Genomic DNA, 16,497 nt, shown 5'->3' with positions numbered 1-16,497 from the left:
TCCGTGCCGGCCCGGCGCCGTCACCAGCCGATCAGCAGACGATCGTGTGGTTGCTGGTGGCGTACGCGAGCTTCTTGTTGCCCGCGCCGTCGTCCCACTGGATCGTCAGCTTGCCGCCGTACGGCGAGACGATGGCCGTCGACTGCCCGGCCTTGACCGTGTGCGGGTACCCGAACCAGGTCGTCCTGCCGTCGTAGGTGACGCCGGCGTGGAACGTCCGGTCCCGGCCGCCCGACACGTTGGTCACCTGCCACGCGTTGGGCGAGGCGGACGACGACACCCGGCACAGGTTCGCCGGCGCGAGCACGCTCGGCTGGAACGCCGGCGGCGCCGCCTGCGAGGTGAAGTGGTCGGTGACGTCCTGGGCGTCGGTGACGATGTGGACGTCGTCGACCGACGCCTTCACCGCCTGCGGCGCCGGGAACGTGCCGAGCTCGACACCGTAGTAGCCGACGGTGAAGCCCTTCAGGTCGGCGGATCCCCAGTCGGCCAGACTGCGCCGGTCGGAGACCTTGTGCGTGGCGTCCGGGTTCTTCGTCCACCACCAGCCACCGCTGGTCTGCGACGTGTCGAACCGGGTGCCGTCGACGGTGCTGCCGCCCTGCGCCGGGTCGTACACCAGGGTGCCGTCCCAGTCGCCCGCGGTGTCGTACACCCCGAGCTGCAGCGTCGGCAGCAGCGCCGCGTTCGCCGGCCGGGCCGCCAACTGGATGGTGGTGTACCCGAACGACGCCACGTTGGCCAGCGGCGTCCTCGCGGCCAGCGGCCGCAGGTACCCCGCCTGGTCGCCCGGCGCCGAGACCGCCAGCGTGACCCCGCGCCGGCTCAACGTCGCGGTCGAGAAGTCACCGTTCATCGTGTTGCCGGGGATGAACAGCTGCTTGTCGACGGTCCGAACCGTGTTGTCCTGTGGGGTCGGTGCGGCGTTCGCGGAGCCCGCGGCGAGCAGGCCACCGGCGACGGTCGCGACCGCGGCCATCGCCAGAAACTTCCTGTGCATGTACCACATCCCTTGCTTCCCGAGTCGCCCGATGCGACTCCGCCACCGGCCCGGTGCGTCGCCGAGCCGTTGGCAGCACGTACCGAACGGGCCCGCGCCGGGGCGCCACCGGCCGCGGGGGACCGGCGGCCACAGGAGCGCGGGCAGCTTGATCTTCGCCGCCCGCATCCGCTTCGCTACCCAGTGCGGCCGAAACCGCCGGTTCGGTCAGCCGGGATCGGCCGTTCGGTGGGCATCGTGCGGTACCGCCCGCAAACCGGCGCGAACCCGCCGGTACCGCGCGGTGGCCGCCCGGCGGTCACCCGAGCTGCGGCGCGATCAGCGCGGTCACGAACCGGTCGGCGGCGAGGGTGCCGGGGCGGTCGCTGACCTGGCCGTCGCCGAGCTCGACCAGCCGCCAGCGGCCGTCGTCGCGGCGGACCAGGTCGGCGGTCACGAACGGGAGGCCGAGCCGGCCGACGACCGGCCCGAACCCGGCCGGGTCGGGCAGCTCGGCCGGCAGCTCGTCGGCGGTGTCGGGATGCGGCCCGACGAGCCGGCAGACACCGTCCACCCACCAGGTCCGCACCTCGGCGGAGACGAACCGTTCGAACCGGCGCAGCACGAACCCGCCGACCAGCTCCGAGCCGCGCAGCTCGACGAACCGGGACGCCACCGCCCAGGCGGCGTCCCGGTCGGCCAGCTCGGGAACGTACGCCGCCTCGTGCCAGTGGTGCTTCAGGGACTTCGTGTGGTCGCGCAGCACCGCCGGCCCCGCGCCCAGCTCGCTGGCCGCGGCGTCGAACCCGGCCCGCCCGGTACCGGTCGTCCACGTGGTCGGTGGCGTCAGCCCGGCGAAGTCGGGGTACCAGCCGGGCAGCTCGTGTGCCCGCCGGTACTGCGCGGCGCCGGTACGCAGCCGCACGCCGCGGCGCCGCAGCGCCGCGTCCAGGCCGGCGTAGTGCTCGCTGCGCAGCATCCAGCCGCGGTAGACCGCGGGCCCGGTGCCGCTCACCCGGGCGATCGCCGGCTCGGCCGAGCCGGCGGCCAGCGCGTCGTGGTCGACCAGGCACACCTCGATCCCGGCGGCGCGGGCAGCGGCGGCCTCGGCGGCGAAGTGTTCGTCGACCCGGCGGGGGCGCAGCACGTCGGACGGCATCAGCAGCATCCCGCCATCCTCGCAGCCGGCAGCCAGCCGGCCGCCCCTGTTCGGGCGCTGCCGGGTTGGCGGGTTCGCTAGCCGTCGCAGCAGAACGGGCCGTCGCAGGGGCGGCCGTGCTCGCTGCCGAAGGCGGTGAAAAGGCGCACCGGTGCCAGTACCGCGGCGGCGGTGTCGGCCGGCAGGGTCGGCGCCGACCGGTCCAGTGGCCGGCCCCAGCCGGCGGGGGTCTCGGTCAGGTCGAACCGGGCCACCCCCGCCACGAACAGTGTCCACAGTGGATGGTCGGGGAAGCCGTTGATCCGCAGCACCCACCAGCGGTCGCCGACCCGGGCGGCGACCGGGAACCGGCCGTCGCCGGTGAACCGCCACCGCGGCCGTTGCGCCAACTCCGGATGCGTCACCTCACCAGTGTGCACGCACCCCGCCGCTCCGGCCGGGGCGCGCCAGCTCGGCGGCACCCCGGCCGGACGGCCGCCCAGCGCGGTCAGCCGGCCGGGATCGGGGCGAGCAGCGCGGACAGCGCGCTCGCCTGGGTACGCCAGTCGAACACGTTGGGGTGCTCGGCGCTGGTGCCGCCGGCCCAGCGCTCCCCGAGCCGGTCGTCGGCGGTACGGTCCCGCGTCCAGATCGTGTCCGCCTGCCGCGTCGCGAACGCCCGGTACGCCGGGGCGCCGGTCACGTCGGCCAGATCGGTCAGGTACCGCAGGAACACGCCCTTGAACTGCTTCTGGTTGTCGTCGCAGCTCGCGGTGAGCGCATCGCACGACTCGGTCAGTACGCCGGCGGAGACCAGCGCCGGATCGCTGGTACCGGCTTCCGCGAGCCGGCGTGCGGTCGCCAGCGCCGACGCGTCGCCGGTGGCCCGCCACATCTCCACGCCGGCGCCGATCGCGAGCCCCTGGTTGTAGCTCCACACCGTCTGGCCGTTGTTCGTGCAGTCGTTGGTCAGCCCGTCGTTGACGAGGTTCGAGGAGTTGATCAGGCCGCTGCCGAGGAACCAGTTCCAGGCCGTCGTCGCCTTGCCGAGCCACCTGGTGTCGCCGGGGATCCGGTCGTGCAACTCGGCGGTGAGCCGGATGTAGAGGCCGTTGGTGACGGCGTTCTTGTAGGTGCGTTCCCGGTCCCACCACACGCCGCCGCCGCAGGTGCTGGTGTCCCAGTACCCGTCGACGTAGTCCGCGATGGTGACCGCCTCGTTCAAGTACGTCGCGTCGCCGGTCACGTCGTACGCGCGCAGCCAGGCCAGCCCCCACCACTCGGTGTCGTCGATGGCGCGGCTGACGAAGTCGCCCTCGACCGGGTCGCTGCTGCGCTCGCCGGCCGCGAACACCCCCTTGTTCAGCTGGTACGTGTTGCCGATGACCCACCGGTACCGGGTGTCGCCGGTGCGCAGCTCGTAGTCCTCGATCGTGGTGAGCGCGACCGCGGAGTTCCACCAGCTCGACGGCCACCAGCCGGTCGCCGGGTCGTAGTCGGCCATCAGCACGTCGGCAGCGGTACCGGCGTCGGCGGTGCGGTCGTGGTGGTGCCGCGGCTGCGCGGCCGCGGTGGCGGGCAGCACGGCGACCGCGCACAGCGCCGCGACGGCCGCGATCACCAGGGTCCGGATGCGTGGCACGGGTCCTCCTCCCAGGCCGCCGCGGCCGGGTAGCGGACACCCGGGAGCGCCGGCATGTGACATCGTTGTCACGATAAGAGGCGCAAAGCTGGCAATCCACCACGTACCACATGTTGGACGTCGCTGTCCTCCCGGCGGCGGCCGAGGCGTCGTCCGGGCCGCCGGGCCGCGACGGTGCTCAGCGGGGTAGGTTCGGGAGGTCGTGCGCACGGTGGTGTGGCGCGGCGTGCTGGCCGTGCAGTTCGGCGTGCTCGAACAGATCCTCGCCGGTGTGCTCGACCGCGGCGGCGCCGCCGGCGCCGGCCAGCAACACCACCAGCAGACCGGCGAGCAGCAGCGGGCGGCGGCGCGGCGGCGGGGCGAGCAGGGCGCGGACCCGTTGCGGCACCCGGCCGCCGACCGCCGCGACCGCGGTCGCCGCCGGCCGGCGCCGGCTGGCCAGCGCGGCGTGCGCGACGGCGCGGGCGACCAGCCGCCGGTCGCCGACGGCCGTCGCGGCGTCCTCGTCGGCCCACCGTTCGGTGGCCTGGGTGACGGTGGCGGCGGTGCGCCGCAGCAGCGGGTTCACCGCGGCGGCGAGGTCGGCGGCCAGCCGCCACCACGCGTGCCGGTGGGCCAGGTGGGACCGTTCGTGCGCGATCAGCGCCCGCTGCTGGTCGGCGTCCAGCGCGGTGAGCAGTGCGGTGGTGACGACGATGCGGCCGACCACGCCGGGCGTGGTGAACGCGTCCGGTACCGCCGAGTCGACGATCGCCACCTGGCCGGGCCGGGCCAGCCGGCGGCAGGCGCGGTGTACCCGGACCAGGGCGCGGCACCGGTCGACGGCGGCACGGACGCCGAGGAAGGCGAGCGGCAGCAGGACGGCGCCGGCGGCGATCCCGACCGGTGCCGGCAGCGGCGAGTCGGCGTGCAGGGTGACCGGCGACCAGTGGCCCCACTCGGCGACCTCGCCGAGCTGGCCCAGCCAGACGAACGCCATCACGGCCAGCACGAACCCGCCGCAGCCGGCCGCGAGCACCGACCCGCCGGCGAGCAGCCGGGTCGCCGGCGCCGGTGGCAGTCGCCGGCCGACGAACGGCGCCAGGGCCGCGAACGCCAGGCAGGCGCCGAGGCACACCACCACCGCGGCGATCACGACCGGTCCTCGTCCTCGCGCGTGCCGGCGAGGAGCTCCTCGAGCAGCTTCTCGTCCTGGTCGCTGAGCACGTCGATGAAGCGGGCCAGCACCGCGGCCCGGTCGGTACCGGCGTCCAGCAGCCGGCTCATCCGGCGTGCGGTGAGCTCGGCCTCGTCGGCGACCGCGGTGTAGGCGAACGCGCGGCCGACCCGGTGCCGGGTGGCGGCGCCCTGCGCGACGAGCCGGGTCAGCACGGTCATCACCGTGGTGTACGCCCAGTTGCCGCCGAGCACCGCGCGCACCTGTGCGGTGGTCATCGGTTCGGCGGACGCGGACAGCACCTGCCAGACCCGGCGGGTCAGTCCCACCCGGTCGGCGCCGTCGTCGGTACCCATGCCCCACCCCGCACAACTACGACATCGGCTGTAGTAATAATGGCTACGACGCTCAAGTGTAGTAAGCGGGTCGGGTCGCGGCCACGCTCCGGTCTCCGGAGGGGCGGGATGAACCGAGGTCACGCACTGTCGATGCTCGTCGGCTACCTGGAGGCACACCGGATGGGATGGGACAGCACGCTGTTTCTCGACGTCAACCGGCTGTCCGCGGACACCGGGTGGGCGCACGGCTTCATGGCCGGCTACGCGCTGTGGGGCGGCCTCGTCGCGCTCACCGTCGTCTGGGCCTGGTGTGGGCTGTCGGCCCGGCGCGGCGGCGACCGTCGACCGCTCGCCGGCGTACTGCTGGCCGGGGCGGCCACCGTGCTCGCACTGGCGCTCAACCAGGTCATCAACCCGGTGGTGGACCGGCCACGGCCGTTCGTGACGCTGCCGCACGTCCTGCGGTTGCTGCCGCACGCCGCGGACGGCTCGTTCCCGTCCGACCACGCGATGATCGCCGGCGCGTTCGCCGGTGGGCTGCTGATGGTGCACCGGCGCTGGGGGATCCTCGCCGCCGTGCTGGCGGTGTTCCTCGCCTTCGCCCGGGTGTACGCCGGGGTGCACTACCCGACCGACGTCGCCGCCGGGCTGCTGATCGGTGCCGCGGTCGCGGTGGTACTGGTGCTGTGCCTGACCGCGCCGCTGGCCCGGCTGCTCGACGCGCTCGCCGGCACCCGGCTGCGCCCGCTGATCACCGCCGACCGCACGCCCTGACCTCGCGGTCCCCGCGTACCGCCGGGATCGGCGCCCCGCCGCCGCCGCGGGCGGACGTGCGGCGCCGGCGGACCAGGGACGTGCGTCGCGATCGAGCCGGACGGGTCACCTAGCCGGCGGTGCGCCGGCGCCGGCCGGTGGCCGAGCGGGGCGGCTGCGCCCGCATGTGGTCGCGGGCCCGGGTCATGATCTCGGCCAGGGCGTGCAGGTCCCGGTCGGACATCGCGTCGAACATCAGGTCGCGAACCACCTCGATGTGGCCGGGCATCAACCGCTGGATGAGCGCGAGGCCGGCGTCGGTGATGGTGACCACGGTGGCGCGCTGGTCGTCCGGGCAGCCGGTGCGGGTGATCAGGCCCGCCTGCTCCAGCAGTTTCGCCTGATGGGTGAGGCCGCTGCGGCTGTACACGACGCCGTCGGCGAGTGCGGTCATGGTCAGCTGCTTCGCCTGGGCGAGCCGGGCGAGCAGCTGGAACTGCACGTAGCTGATGCCCCCCTCGGCGCGCAGCTGCCGTTCGACGGCGTGCTGCAGCAGCGTCACCGACTCCATCAGCGCGAAGTAGGCGCGCAGCTGCTCGGGTTCCAGGGCTTTCGCCATGCCCGGCAGTCTAGTTGTTTCGATGTCGAAGCAGAGTGACGACCCTCACCCGGCTCCGGTGTTGTTTCGAGTTCGAAGCAGTGGCACGGTGGGAGCACTTCGACATCGAAGCAACTTCGTCCAGGGGGACAGCCATGAAGGCAGTACGTTTCCACCGGTACGGCGACACCGACGTCCTGGCCTACGAGGACGCGCCACGCCCCGCACCCGCCGCCGGGCAGGTGCTGGTGCGGGTCGCCGCCACCACGTTCAACCCGGTCGACGCGTCGATCCGGGCCGGCAGCCTCACCGAGGCGTTCCCGATCCGGTTCCCGCACGTGCCCGGCGTCGAGGTCGCCGGCACGGTCGCCGAACTCGGTCCCGACGTGGCCGGCTGGCAACCCGGCGACGCCGTCCTCGCCTACCTGCCGATGACCGACGACGGCGCCGCCGCCGAGTACGTGCTCGCGCCGGCGGCAGCGCTCGCCGCCGCGCCGCGGACCGTACCGCTGGCCGACGCCGCCGCGCTGCCGGCCGTCGGGCTGACCGCCTGGCAGGCGCTGACCGAGGAGGCGGAACTCGCGGCCGGGCAGCGGATCCTGGTCAACGGCGCCGGCGGCGCGGTCGGCGGGTACGCGGTGCAGCTGGCCAAGCAGCTCGGCGCCGAGGTCACCGCGACCGCGACGGCCGGCAGCGCGGACCGGCTCCGGTCCTACGGCGCCGACCGGATCATCGGCCACATCGACGATCCGGCCGCCGTCGCGGGCGCGCCGTTCGACGTGCTGCTCAACCTGGTGCCCACCACGCCGGAACAGAACGCCACGCTCGTCGGCCTGGTCGCCGACGGGGGAGTACTGGTCAGCGCGACCTCGCCGGCGCAGCCGGACCCGGCCCGCGGGGTCCGCGCCGTCGCGGTGTTCTCCCGCAGCGACGCGGCTCAGCTCGCCGAGCTGGTCGCCCGGGTCGACGCCGGCACGCTGCGCATCGACGTCGCCGACCGCCGCCCGCTGGCCGACCTGGCGGCGGTGCACGCCGACCACGCCGCCGGCCGGCTCGCCGGCCGCACCATCCTGCTCCCCGCCTGACCGCCGCCCGGATCCCGCACCGACCCTCCGGTCCGGTGCGGGATCCGTTCCGGGACAACCGGTCTGCTCAGCGGAAGGCGTCCACGTTCCGGGCCGCCCAGCCGGCGAAGTCGCCCGGCGCCCGGCCGAGGACCGTCTCGACGTCCGGGCTGACCCGGCGCTCCTCGGCGGTGGGGTGGCCCAGGATGTCCAGCGTGGTGTCGGCCACCGGGGCGGGCATGAACGGCAGCATCGCGGCGTGCGCATCGGCCCGGCTCACCGCGGTGAAGCCGACCCGTTCGCCCAGCGCGGCGCCGATCGCGGCCGCCTGCTGGCGCGGCGAGATCGGCGCCGGCCCGGTCAGCACGTAGGTACGGCCGGTGTGGCCGTCGGCGCGCAGCACGGTCGCGGCGACCGCGGCGATGTCGTCCGGGTCGACCACCGGCAGCGCCACGTCCCCGTACGGCGCGACCACGGTGCGGTCGGCCCGCACCGACGCGGCCCACTGGTACGCGTTGGAGGCGAAGCCGCCGGGCCGCAGCACGGTCACCGCCGCCGGCGTGTCGAGCAGTGTCTTCTCGGCGGCCAGGAACCAGCCGTGCGACGCCGACTCCGGCCGGGTACCGGCGCCCTGCGAGCTGAGCAGCACGATGCGGCGGACCCCGGCCCGTACCGCGGTGTCGGCGAGCCGCGCCGGGTCCTGTCGCGGATCGGCCAGCAGCAGGAACAGCGCGTCGGCGCCGGCCAGTACCGGCCGCAGCGATGCCGGCTCGGCCAGGTCCGCGGTGGCGTGCACGGCCCCGTCCGGCGGCTCGGCGGCGGTACGCGACACCGCCACCACCTGCTCGCCCGCGGCGGCGAGCGCACGCACCAGCGGCCGGCCGACGTTGCCGGTCGCACCCGTCACAACGATCATGATGACTCCTGTTTCCCCAGGTCAGAGGCGGCTCTGGTGCCGCACCGAGGGAAAGCTAGCATCGTCGGGATAGTAGGTACCTAGAGGAAAGTGACTACCGAGGATGAGCGGAACGCGAACGAGCGCGGCGGTGACCGGCGCGGCGGTCGACCCGGCGGTGTCCGGTGCGGCGATCGATCCGGCGGTGACCGCGGCGATCGACGCCGAGCAGGCGTGCCCGATCAGCCCGGTGGTCGACATCGTGTTCAGCCGGTGGACGACGCCGATCCTGTGGACGCTCCATGCGTTCGGGCGGCAGCGGTTCGTCGAGCTGTCCCGCCGGATCGGCACCATCACCCCGAAGGTGCTCACCCAGCGGCTGCGCCAGCTCGAACGAGACGGACTGGTCGTCCGCACCTACCACCCGGAGGTGCCGCCACGGGTCGAGTACGAGATCAGCCCGCTCGGCCGCAGCCTCGCCCCGCTGTTCGCGCAGCTCGCCGACTGGGCGAGCGACCACCTGCCGGAGGTCGACACCGCCCGGCGCAGCTACGACGCAGCCGACCGCCCGCTGCCGTAGCCGGCGCCCACGCGCACGAGGCCTCCCCGTCCGGTCGGCGAGCCGCACGGGTCGCGGGCCGACGGCGCGCGGGCGCCCGTCGGGGCCGCGTCGGGTGGCCCTTTCGGTTGCGGCGTCAGGGATTCGGGATGATCTTGAAGACGACCCGGGCGCCGGTCGAGGTGTCGATCCGTTCGTTGATGCCCCACAGCTCGCCGGTCTGCGGCCAGTACGACAGGTTCTGGGTCAGCGGTGGGCCCTGGGTCAGCACGTGCGGCGCCTCGCCCGGAAGCGCCCGGTGGATGCAGATCCAGTCGTTCGGATCGGTACCGGCCGGCGGCGTGCCCGGGCAGTCCCCGGTGAGGTAGAACGCGGTGCCGTCCGTCGCGGCACCCTGCAGGTGCCAGACCGGCGAGGAGTACGCGCCGGTCGCGTGCACCACGCCGGTCTCCGGCAGCCCCGTGGTCGAGTCGGTGAGCGGCCAGCGGATCACCCGGGCGCCGGCCGGTGAGTCGCCGTCGGTCGGCGCGTAGTACTCCGCGGTGACGAACGAGGTCCGGTCCGGCGCCAGGCTGATCGAGTTCAGGCACGGCTTCGTGCCGGTCTTCGAGTTGCACGGCACCCATCCGCCGCCGGCGCCCCACGCGGTGCGGTACTCGGCGATCATCGGCAGCGCCCAGGCGTGCCACCGGGCGTACGCGCCGTCGGCGTACAGGCCGACGTTGCCGGCGTAGCCGCCGCCGGTGATCGTCTGCCAGATGTGGTCCAGGCTGAACACCTGCAACCGGGTACCGGTGGCGAGGAACAGCCGGTCACCGAACCACATCAGGCCATCGGCGTGCACGTTCTGCACGGTGCGGAAGTTCGGCGCACCGGTCGGGTCCAGGTACGGCTCGACCAGCAGCAGGTGGTGGTAGGGCACGCCGGCCGACGGCGTGGTGTAGTCGGCGATGCTGACCCGGGCGAACGCGTCGGACGGCGCGTGCCAGCTGGCCGCGAGCAGCCGCCGGCCGTCCACGTACCCGGTCGCCGAGGCGTCGCCGGAGCCGGTGATGCCCTGCGGTACCCACTGGTCGGTGGTGTCGTCGTCGTGGTCCCAGCAGAAGCCGGACGGCGAGTAGGTCGAGGACAGGTGGGTCGGGTGGCACAACGGCCAGGTGCCGGTGCGTACCACCCCGGAGGACAGCACGCTGGAGAGCGTCACCCGGTGGATCCGCGCATCAGACTCCAGCCGCGACACCAGGCCCTGGTAGCTCGCCGCGGTACCGGCCGGGTCGAGGGTGAAGCCGGACGCGTCGATCGGCGCGAACGCCGCCGCCTGCGGGGTCGCCACCTCGTCCGGCGGCGGCCCCGCGGTGGGAGGAACGCCGGTGGCCACGACGGCCGTGACGGCGATGGCTGCGGTCCGGATCCAGTGCATGACGACCCCTTCGTCCGGTCTGCCTCGGACCGTACCGGGACGTCGCGTTCGAGGCCATGCACGAACCGGTCGCGTTCAGGGCATCGTCGTCGGTGGGGTGAGGGTGGCGATGTCCTGCAGGGCGGCGAGGTGGCGGTCCAGCGCGTCGCGGCCGTGCCTGCTCAGGCGTACCCAGGTGCGTGGCCGGCGCCCGCTGCGGCCCTTGCTGATGCTGACGTAGCCGGCGTCCTCCAGCATCGTCAGCTGCTTGGACAGCGCCGAGTCGGAGACCTCGATGGTGTCCCGCAGGACCTTGAAGTCGGCCTTCTCGACCCGGGACAGGGCGGCCACGATGGACAGCCGGACCGGCGAGTTGAGCGCGTCCGCCAACCGGTGCCGCGGATGGGTGTCGGTCACGAGACCGGGTGGGGTCGGCGGGCCGGCAGCCAGCCGGCGAGCAGCAGCGGCACCGTGCTCACCAGCGCGGCGGGCACCCAGTACGCGGCGCCGGGCCGGATCGCGACGCCGAGGGCGAGGATCGCCACGTACGCCGCGGACCACAGGCCCGAACCGATGCCGAGGCGGAACTTCGTCGCGGCGACGACGGCGCCCTGCCCGCGTGCCCAGAGCACGCCGACGGTCACCAGCACGGCCCAGGCGGCCACCCCGACGACCATGCCGACGGCGCCGCCGAGGCCGATGAGCAGGATCAGCCCGACGCTGCCGATCGCCCACCCGGTCAGGTAGATGCGCACCCACCGCCAGCCCTGGGCGTGCGCGGCGTGCGCGACCCGGGCGGCCCGGTCGAGCGCGTCGGCGGCGGCGCGGGCATCGGGCAGGTCCTGCGGTTCCGCGGTCTCGGCCATGCCGTCGAGGATGACATCTACTTTCCAACCTGGCAAGTGTTTTCCGAATGGACAGTTGCGGCCGCGGATCGCGACAGAGTCGGGCAAACCGCAATGAGTCGGCGTGACGATCTTCTCTGTCCACGGGATCGCGCGCGGTTGGGCGGATCCGCACAATGGTGCGCATGCCGATTCCCCTTGCCGCGGTCGATGCGGCGTGCCCGCTCGACCGCGCGACGCCGACACCGCGGGCCGGCCGGTGAACCCTGCACCGTCCCCGCCGCCCCGTGCTACGGGGGCCGGCCGGCTCGGCTGGCTGCTGCTCGGCGCGGTGGTGCTGGTGGCGCTGCTGGCCGTCGCCGCCTCCGCCACCTCGGTACTGGCCCCGCTGCGGCACGGCCGCCCGGACCGGCTGGCCATCCTGGTCACCGTCGGCATCGTGGTCGGCGCCGGCATCGTCGCGACGGTACTGGTGATCCTGGTGCTGCGGCTGGTGTTGCGGGGCCGGCCCGGTGACCGCGGGCTGCGCCACACGCTGCGCGTCGCGGTACCGACCGCGGTCGTCGCGCTGGCGTTGCTGGCGCTGGTCGGCATCGCCCGCACCGGGCTGCCGCCGGCGGCACCGAAGCACCCGCCGACCCCGGCAGCCAGCGCGCCGCCGACCTCGACGGCGCAGCCCGGCATCGGCGGTACCGGCGCCGGCGGCACCCTCGCGCATCCGGTCGGCACCGCCCGGGTCGGCGACTTCGACCACGACGGCAAGCCCGACATCGGCGTCGACCTGGACGGCGACGGCACCATCGACGGCGTCTTCGTCCGGAGCAAGGACGCGGCCTCGCAGCTCGGCCCGAGCCGGCTGTACGTGGTGCGCCGCGACGGGCGCTGGGTCGGCGCGATCGACACCGACGGCGACGGCACCATCGACGGCTACGTCGCGCTGGACGACGGCGGCGGCGCGGGCATGTCGCACCGCGACGTCGACCGGTACCTGAACAGCCTGCCGACCTCGCCGTCCGCGCCGCCGATCGATCCGACGCCGGCCGAGGTGACCCCGGCGGCGACCGGCACGCCGCACCCCGGCGCGCTCGCCGGGCTGAACCTGGCCGCGCTGGGCTGGATCCTGATCGCGCTGGTCGGCGCGGTGGTGCTGGCCGCCGTGATGGCGGTCGCGGTCGTCGTCGGCCGCGGCGCGAGCCGGCGGCAGCGCACCGCACCGGCCGCGGCGCCGGACGAGTTCGCGCAGGCCCGGGAGGCGATGGCGGCGACCGTGGTGGGCAGCATCGACGCGATGCTCGCCGACCCGGATCCGCGTACCGCCGTGATCGGCGCGTACGCGCGGCTGCTGGAGGGGCTCGCCGCCTGCGGCCTGGCCCGGTACGACCACGAGGCGCCGATGGAGCACCTGCACCGGGTGCTGCTCGGCCTGCGGGTACGGCCGGAGCCGCTGCACGCGCTGACCGAACTGTTCGAGCGGGCCCGGTTCTCGCCCCATCCGCTCACCGCCACCGACCGGGACGCCGCGCTGGCCGCGCTGCGCCAGGCAGCGGCCGACCTGGCCGCGATGGCACCGACCGGGGCGGCGTGATGGCCGCGCCGCCGCCGAGCGGGAACCTGTTGCTGCGCCGGGGAGTCACCCTCGCCGTACTGGCCAGCGTGGCCGCGGTGCTGCTCGCGCTGGCCTGGCCGGCCGCGGCCGAGACGGTGCTGCGGGTGCTGCTGGTGCTGCTCGCCGCCGGCGCGGCGGGCTGGCTGCTCACCCGGGTCGCCTGGCCGGCCGCCTCCGAGGTGTCCGCGTCGCCGTTTCGCACCGGGCACGACGACGGCGCCCACCGCCTGCTGCCGATCGGGCTGCGCGATCTCGCCGACGACCTGGCGGCCACGTTCCGGACCACGCCGAACGGCCCGATCCCGTTCGCCGCGCGCGGCACGCTGCACGACGAGCTGCGCCGCCGGCTGGCCGACAGCCACGGCCTCGACCCGCGGGTGCCCGAGCACGTCCCGCGGATCCAGGCGCTGATCTCGCCGCCGTCGTGGGCGCTGCTGCAGTCGCGACATCCCGGCCAGCTCACCGACACACCCGTGCACCTGCGGTACCTGAGCATGATCCTCGACGATGTGGAGCGACTGTGACCGAGCAACCTTCGATCGGCGGTGAGGCGGCGGGACCGGGTGTCGCCGGTACGGCCGCCGCGGCCAAGCGGATCCTCGCCGAGGTGGAGCGCGCCGTCGTCGGCAAGCGACACGTGCTGGAACTGGTACTGGCCGGGCTGCTCGCCGACGGGCACGTGCTGCTCGACGACCTGCCCGGGGTGGCGAAGACGCTGCTGGCGCGGTCGTTCGCGACCGTCGCCGGGTTGGAGTTCCGCCGGCTGCAGCTGACCCCGGACGTGCTGCCCGCCGACATCACCGGCACGATGGTGCTCGACCTCGCCACCACCACGCCGGTGTTCCGGCCCGGCCCGGTGTTCGCCCAGCTGGTACTCGCCGACGAGATCAACCGCGCGCCGGCCAAGACGCAGGCCGCGCTGCTGGAGGCGATGCAGGAGCGGCAGGTGACGATGGACGGCAACACCCACCCGCTGCCGCGGCCGTTCCTGACCATCGCCACCCAGAACCCGATCGAGTCGGAGGGCACCTACCCGCTGCCGGAGGCGCAGCTGGACCGGTTCCTGCTGCGCACCGGCGTCGGCTACCCCACCCCCGACGACGAGCTGGAACTGCTGGCGCAGCGGCTCACCCGCGGCCAGGACGACGTGGTACTGACCCCGGTGGTCACCGCCGAGGAGTTCCGCGCCATGCAGGCCAGCCTGGAGCAGGTGCACGTGGACCGCAGCATCGCGCAGTACGCGGTCGCGCTCGTCACCGCGACCCGCTCGGACAAGCAGCTGGAGGTCGGGTCCAGCCCGCGCGGTTCGCTGGCGCTGATCAAGCTCGCCCGGGCGATCGCGGTGCTCGCCGGCCGCGACTTCACCACCCCGGACGACATGCGCGCGATCGCGGTACCGGCGCTGGCGCACCGGGTGGTGCTGCGTTCCGAGGCGTGGGCCCGCCGGGTCTCCTCCGACGACGTGGTACGCCAGATCGTCGACCGAGTCCCGGCGCCGAACTGGCGATGAGCGCACCCACCGGGCAGCCCACGATGCTGCCGCCGCGCCGCGAGGGTCGGCTCCTGCCGTACCTGGCGATCGTGATCGGTTCGCTGGTCGTCGCGGTGCTGGCCGGTCAGCCGGCGGTGGTGGCGTTCGCCGTACCGTTCCTGCTGGCCCTCGGCGTCGGTCTGGTCCGGACCGGCCGGCTGCCGGTCACCGCGACGCTCACGGTGGACACCAGCCAGCTGCTGGAAGGCGACCTGATCCGCGGCGAGATCACCGTCGACTGGACCGGCCCGCTGGACCTGGAGGTGCTGGTCCGTACCCCGAACGGGCTGGTCGGTGTGCCGCCGTACCCGACCCGGTGGGCGATGCCGGCCGCCACCGGCCCGCTCCGGTTTCCGGTGGTGCTGCGCGCCGCGCTCTGGGGCCGGCACGCCGCCGGCGAGGTGTGGGTGCGCGCCCGCGCACCGCACGGCCTGCTGGTGTGGCAGGGCCGGGTCGCGACGGGCCCGTCGCTGCGGGTGCTGCCGCAGGTGGAGCGGCTGAACCGGCTGCTCGACCCGGCCGAGTCGCGCACCGTCGCGGGCGTGCACCAGGCGCGCCGGATCGGCGAGGGCTACGAGTTCGCCGAACTTCGCCCGTACGAGCCGGGCGACCGGCTGCGCGACCTGAACTGGGGCGCCACCGCGCGGCACGGCCGCCCGTACGTCAACCGGCACCATCCGGAGCTGTCCGGCGAGGTCGTCGTCGTGCTCGACACCTACACCGACGGCACCACCGAGGTGCTGGCCCGCGCCGCCCGGGCGGCCTGGGCGATCGCCTCGGTACACCTGCAGGCCGGCGACCGGGTCGGGCTGATCGGGCTCGGTGGCGGCTGGCGCACGCTGCATCCCGCCGGTGGCGAACGCGCCAAGTACCAGCTGCTGGAGACGCTGCTGGCGATGGGAGCCGACGCGATGGACACCGCCAGCCACAACTGGGTCTCGCACCGGCTGCCGGTACCGGAGTCCGCGCTGGTGATCGCGCTGACCTCGCTGTACCAGCGCAGCGTGGTCCGGTTCTGTCAGGACTGGCGGGCCAGGGGGCGTGCCGTGGCGGTCGCCGTGCTGGACGCGGGCGACGCGCTGCCGCCGCCGGCGTCGGCCACCGACGTGATCGCCCGGCGGCTGTGGCGCCTCGAGCTCGACCGGCGGCGGGCCGCGCTGGCCGACGTCGGCATCCCGGTGGTCACCGTCGGCCCCGGCGGCCTGGCCCGCTCCGTGGTCGGCGGGCTGCGCCGGCTCGGTCGGTCCCGCACCGTACGGGCCGCCCGGTGACCGGGCTGCGGCTGGGCCTCGCCGCGGGATCACTGACCGGTGTGGTCGCCGCGAACGCGCTGGCACTCGCGCTCGGGCCGGAGCAGGGCCGGCCGCTGTTCGCGATCTGCGCGGTGTTCGCCCTGGGCGCGGCGGTCTTCGGCCTGCTGGTGCGCAACGACAGGTTCGGCCTGGCGTTGCTGGCCAGCGCGCCGCCGGCCCTCGGGCTGCTCGCCACCGACCGCACCTGGCTGCTCGGCCCGCTCGGGGTGCTGCTGTTCGCCGCCGCCGAGCTGTGTGCCTGGAGCTGGGAGCAGCGCGGCGCCGGTGCCGACCCGGCGCTGCCGGCCCACCGGGTGCTGCGCTCCGCCGTACTGTGCGGGGTCGGGCTCGCCGCGTCGCTGCTGTGCTATGCCGTCGGCGCGGCGCACCCGCTCGCCGGTACCGCCGCGGTGTTCGCCGCCGCCCTCGGCACCGCCGTCATCGCCTGGGTACTGGCCCGCGCCGGCGCCCGCCGCTGACCGCCGGCAGCCCTCGGCGTGCTCGGCCGCCGGCTCGGCGTGCTCGGCCGCCGGCCCGCACCGCCACCTGCCGCTGGCGGTCTGGGAGGAGGGCTCGGCTTGCTCGGCGTTTGCCGGGGGTTTGTCGGTCGACGCGTACGCTCGGCGCGCTCACAGGTTCCACCGGCGGCGGCCCGCCCCGGCGGGGCCGTCGGACCTGGGGATCGACCGGACCATCCGTCGT

The 16,497-nt window shown here is 74.7% G+C and carries 19 protein-coding genes; 8 read left to right on the top strand and 11 right to left on the bottom strand.

Going from position 1 to position 16,497, the window contains the following annotated elements; genetic code table 11:
• Positions 1 to 31: 31 nt before the first annotated feature.
• From NUM_RS02085 to NUM_RS02060, 6 genes are all read right to left on the bottom strand, one after another.
• Positions 32 to 1,000 (bottom strand): hypothetical protein, encoded by a 969-nt coding sequence (locus NUM_RS02085; RefSeq protein ID WP_207122801.1) that lies wholly within the window; start codon positions 998 to 1,000, stop codon positions 32 to 34.
• A 298-nt stretch (positions 1,001 to 1,298) separates the two neighbouring features.
• Positions 1,299 to 2,147: an ATP-grasp domain-containing protein gene (locus NUM_RS02080; protein WP_207122800.1), complete on the bottom strand. Its 849-nt coding sequence runs from the start codon at positions 2,145 to 2,147 to the stop codon at positions 1,299 to 1,301.
• A 68-nt stretch (positions 2,148 to 2,215) separates the two neighbouring features.
• Entirely contained in the window at positions 2,216 to 2,542 is a 327-nt protein-coding gene (locus tag NUM_RS02075) for a hypothetical protein (protein WP_207122799.1), read from the bottom strand.
• An 83-nt stretch (positions 2,543 to 2,625) separates the two neighbouring features.
• Entirely contained in the window at positions 2,626 to 3,759 is a 1,134-nt protein-coding gene (locus tag NUM_RS02070) for a glycoside hydrolase family 76 protein (protein ID WP_207122798.1), read from the bottom strand.
• A 178-nt stretch (positions 3,760 to 3,937) separates the two neighbouring features.
• Positions 3,938 to 4,894 (bottom strand): M56 family metallopeptidase, encoded by a 957-nt coding sequence (locus tag NUM_RS02065; RefSeq protein ID WP_207122797.1) that lies wholly within the window; start codon positions 4,892 to 4,894, stop codon positions 3,938 to 3,940.
• Entirely contained in the window at positions 4,891 to 5,271 is a 381-nt protein-coding gene (locus NUM_RS02060) for a BlaI/MecI/CopY family transcriptional regulator (protein WP_207122796.1), read from the bottom strand. The genes NUM_RS02065 and NUM_RS02060 overlap by 4 nt, the downstream gene beginning before the upstream one ends.
• Positions 5,272 to 5,379: 108 nt before the next feature.
• Between NUM_RS02060 and NUM_RS02055 the strand changes: the two genes are divergently transcribed.
• The gene (locus NUM_RS02055) at positions 5,380 to 6,027 is read left to right on the top strand and encodes a phosphatase PAP2 family protein (protein ID WP_207122795.1); all 648 of its coding nucleotides are present in this window, start codon (positions 5,380 to 5,382) and stop codon (positions 6,025 to 6,027) included.
• A gap of 109 nt (positions 6,028 to 6,136) precedes the next feature.
• Here the strand turns inward: NUM_RS02055 and NUM_RS02050 are convergent, their stop codons facing one another.
• A complete protein-coding gene (locus NUM_RS02050) occupies positions 6,137 to 6,625 on the bottom strand; it encodes a MarR family winged helix-turn-helix transcriptional regulator (protein ID WP_207122794.1) in 489 nt (162 codons plus the stop codon).
• A gap of 134 nt (positions 6,626 to 6,759) precedes the next feature.
• Here NUM_RS02050 and NUM_RS02045 point away from each other — a divergent pair, with 134 nt between their 5' ends.
• Positions 6,760 to 7,689, top strand: a complete 930-nt coding sequence (locus NUM_RS02045) for an NADP-dependent oxidoreductase (RefSeq protein ID WP_207122793.1) — start codon at positions 6,760 to 6,762, stop codon at positions 7,687 to 7,689.
• A gap of 67 nt (positions 7,690 to 7,756) precedes the next feature.
• Here the strand turns inward: NUM_RS02045 and NUM_RS02040 are convergent, their stop codons facing one another.
• On the bottom strand, positions 7,757 to 8,584 hold the full coding sequence (locus NUM_RS02040) for an NAD(P)H-binding protein (RefSeq protein WP_207122792.1): 828 nt from the start codon (positions 8,582 to 8,584) through the stop codon (positions 7,757 to 7,759).
• Positions 8,585 to 8,687: 103 nt separating this feature from the next.
• Between NUM_RS02040 and NUM_RS02035 the strand changes: the two genes are divergently transcribed.
• A complete protein-coding gene (locus NUM_RS02035) occupies positions 8,688 to 9,143 on the top strand; it encodes a winged helix-turn-helix transcriptional regulator (RefSeq protein ID WP_207122791.1) in 456 nt (151 codons plus the stop codon).
• A 115-nt stretch (positions 9,144 to 9,258) separates the two neighbouring features.
• Here the strand turns inward: NUM_RS02035 and NUM_RS02030 are convergent, their stop codons facing one another.
• From NUM_RS02030 to NUM_RS37040, 3 genes are all read right to left on the bottom strand, one after another.
• On the bottom strand, positions 9,259 to 10,542 hold the full coding sequence (locus NUM_RS02030) for a hypothetical protein (RefSeq protein ID WP_207122790.1): 1,284 nt from the start codon (positions 10,540 to 10,542) through the stop codon (positions 9,259 to 9,261).
• Between the two features lie 75 nt (positions 10,543 to 10,617).
• On the bottom strand, positions 10,618 to 10,938 hold the full coding sequence (locus tag NUM_RS37045; protein WP_225918272.1) for a winged helix-turn-helix domain-containing protein: 321 nt from the start codon (positions 10,936 to 10,938) through the stop codon (positions 10,618 to 10,620).
• Positions 10,935 to 11,387: a hypothetical protein gene (locus tag NUM_RS37040; RefSeq protein WP_225918271.1), complete on the bottom strand. Its 453-nt coding sequence runs from the start codon at positions 11,385 to 11,387 to the stop codon at positions 10,935 to 10,937. Before NUM_RS37040 ends, NUM_RS37045 begins: the two co-directional genes overlap by 4 nt.
• 196 nt (positions 11,388 to 11,583) lie before the next feature.
• Here NUM_RS37040 and NUM_RS02020 point away from each other — a divergent pair, with 196 nt between their 5' ends.
• Genes NUM_RS02020 through NUM_RS02000 form a run of 5 tightly spaced genes read left to right on the top strand, consistent with a single transcriptional unit; the run spans position 11,584 to position 16,274 of the window.
• On the top strand, positions 11,584 to 12,951 hold the full coding sequence (locus tag NUM_RS02020) for a DUF4129 domain-containing protein (RefSeq protein WP_207122788.1): 1,368 nt from the start codon (positions 11,584 to 11,586) through the stop codon (positions 12,949 to 12,951).
• Positions 12,951 to 13,496 (top strand): hypothetical protein, encoded by a 546-nt coding sequence (locus NUM_RS02015; RefSeq protein ID WP_207122787.1) that lies wholly within the window; start codon positions 12,951 to 12,953, stop codon positions 13,494 to 13,496. Before NUM_RS02020 ends, NUM_RS02015 begins: the two co-directional genes overlap by 1 nt.
• Positions 13,497 to 13,510: 14 nt before the next feature.
• On the top strand, positions 13,511 to 14,482 hold the full coding sequence (locus NUM_RS02010; RefSeq protein ID WP_207122881.1) for an AAA family ATPase: 972 nt from the start codon (positions 13,511 to 13,513) through the stop codon (positions 14,480 to 14,482).
• Positions 14,479 to 15,774: a DUF58 domain-containing protein gene (locus NUM_RS02005; protein ID WP_207122786.1), complete on the top strand. Its 1,296-nt coding sequence runs from the start codon at positions 14,479 to 14,481 to the stop codon at positions 15,772 to 15,774. Before NUM_RS02010 ends, NUM_RS02005 begins: the two co-directional genes overlap by 4 nt.
• Entirely contained in the window at positions 15,771 to 16,274 is a 504-nt protein-coding gene (locus tag NUM_RS02000; RefSeq protein ID WP_207122785.1) for a hypothetical protein, read from the top strand. Before NUM_RS02005 ends, NUM_RS02000 begins: the two co-directional genes overlap by 4 nt.
• Positions 16,275 to 16,497: the final 223 nt, after the last annotated feature.

Origin of the sequence: Actinocatenispora comari (genome assembly GCF_017312725.1) — a bacterium.
Lineage (GTDB): Bacteria > Actinomycetota > Actinomycetes > Mycobacteriales > Micromonosporaceae > Actinocatenispora > Actinocatenispora comari.
This window is presented reverse-complemented; position numbering and strand designations above follow the sequence as displayed.

Excerpts from the sequence above, each read along its gene's own strand:
- NUM_RS02080 (WP_207122800.1), bottom strand. The coding sequence starts at position 2,147 with ATGCTGCTGATGCCGTCCGACGTGCTGCGCCCCCGCCGGGTCGACGAA.
- NUM_RS02030 (WP_207122790.1), bottom strand. The coding sequence starts at position 10,542 with ATGCACTGGATCCGGACCGCAGCCATCGCCGTCACGGCCGTCGTGGCC.
- NUM_RS02085 (WP_207122801.1), bottom strand. The coding sequence starts at position 1,000 with ATGCACAGGAAGTTTCTGGCGATGGCCGCGGTCGCGACCGTCGCCGGT.
- NUM_RS02005 (WP_207122786.1), top strand. The coding sequence starts at position 14,479 with ATGAGCGCACCCACCGGGCAGCCCACGATGCTGCCGCCGCGCCGCGAG.
- NUM_RS02015 (WP_207122787.1), top strand. The coding sequence starts at position 12,951 with ATGGCCGCGCCGCCGCCGAGCGGGAACCTGTTGCTGCGCCGGGGAGTC.
- NUM_RS02040 (WP_207122792.1), bottom strand. The coding sequence starts at position 8,584 with ATGATCGTTGTGACGGGTGCGACCGGCAACGTCGGCCGGCCGCTGGTG.
- NUM_RS02045 (WP_207122793.1), top strand. The coding sequence starts at position 6,760 with ATGAAGGCAGTACGTTTCCACCGGTACGGCGACACCGACGTCCTGGCC.
- NUM_RS02060 (WP_207122796.1), bottom strand. The coding sequence starts at position 5,271 with ATGGGTACCGACGACGGCGCCGACCGGGTGGGACTGACCCGCCGGGTC.
- NUM_RS02050 (WP_207122794.1), bottom strand. The coding sequence starts at position 6,625 with ATGGCGAAAGCCCTGGAACCCGAGCAGCTGCGCGCCTACTTCGCGCTG.
- NUM_RS37040 (WP_225918271.1), bottom strand. The coding sequence starts at position 11,387 with ATGGCCGAGACCGCGGAACCGCAGGACCTGCCCGATGCCCGCGCCGCC.
- NUM_RS02055 (WP_207122795.1), top strand. The coding sequence starts at position 5,380 with ATGAACCGAGGTCACGCACTGTCGATGCTCGTCGGCTACCTGGAGGCA.
- NUM_RS02035 (WP_207122791.1), top strand. The coding sequence starts at position 8,688 with ATGAGCGGAACGCGAACGAGCGCGGCGGTGACCGGCGCGGCGGTCGAC.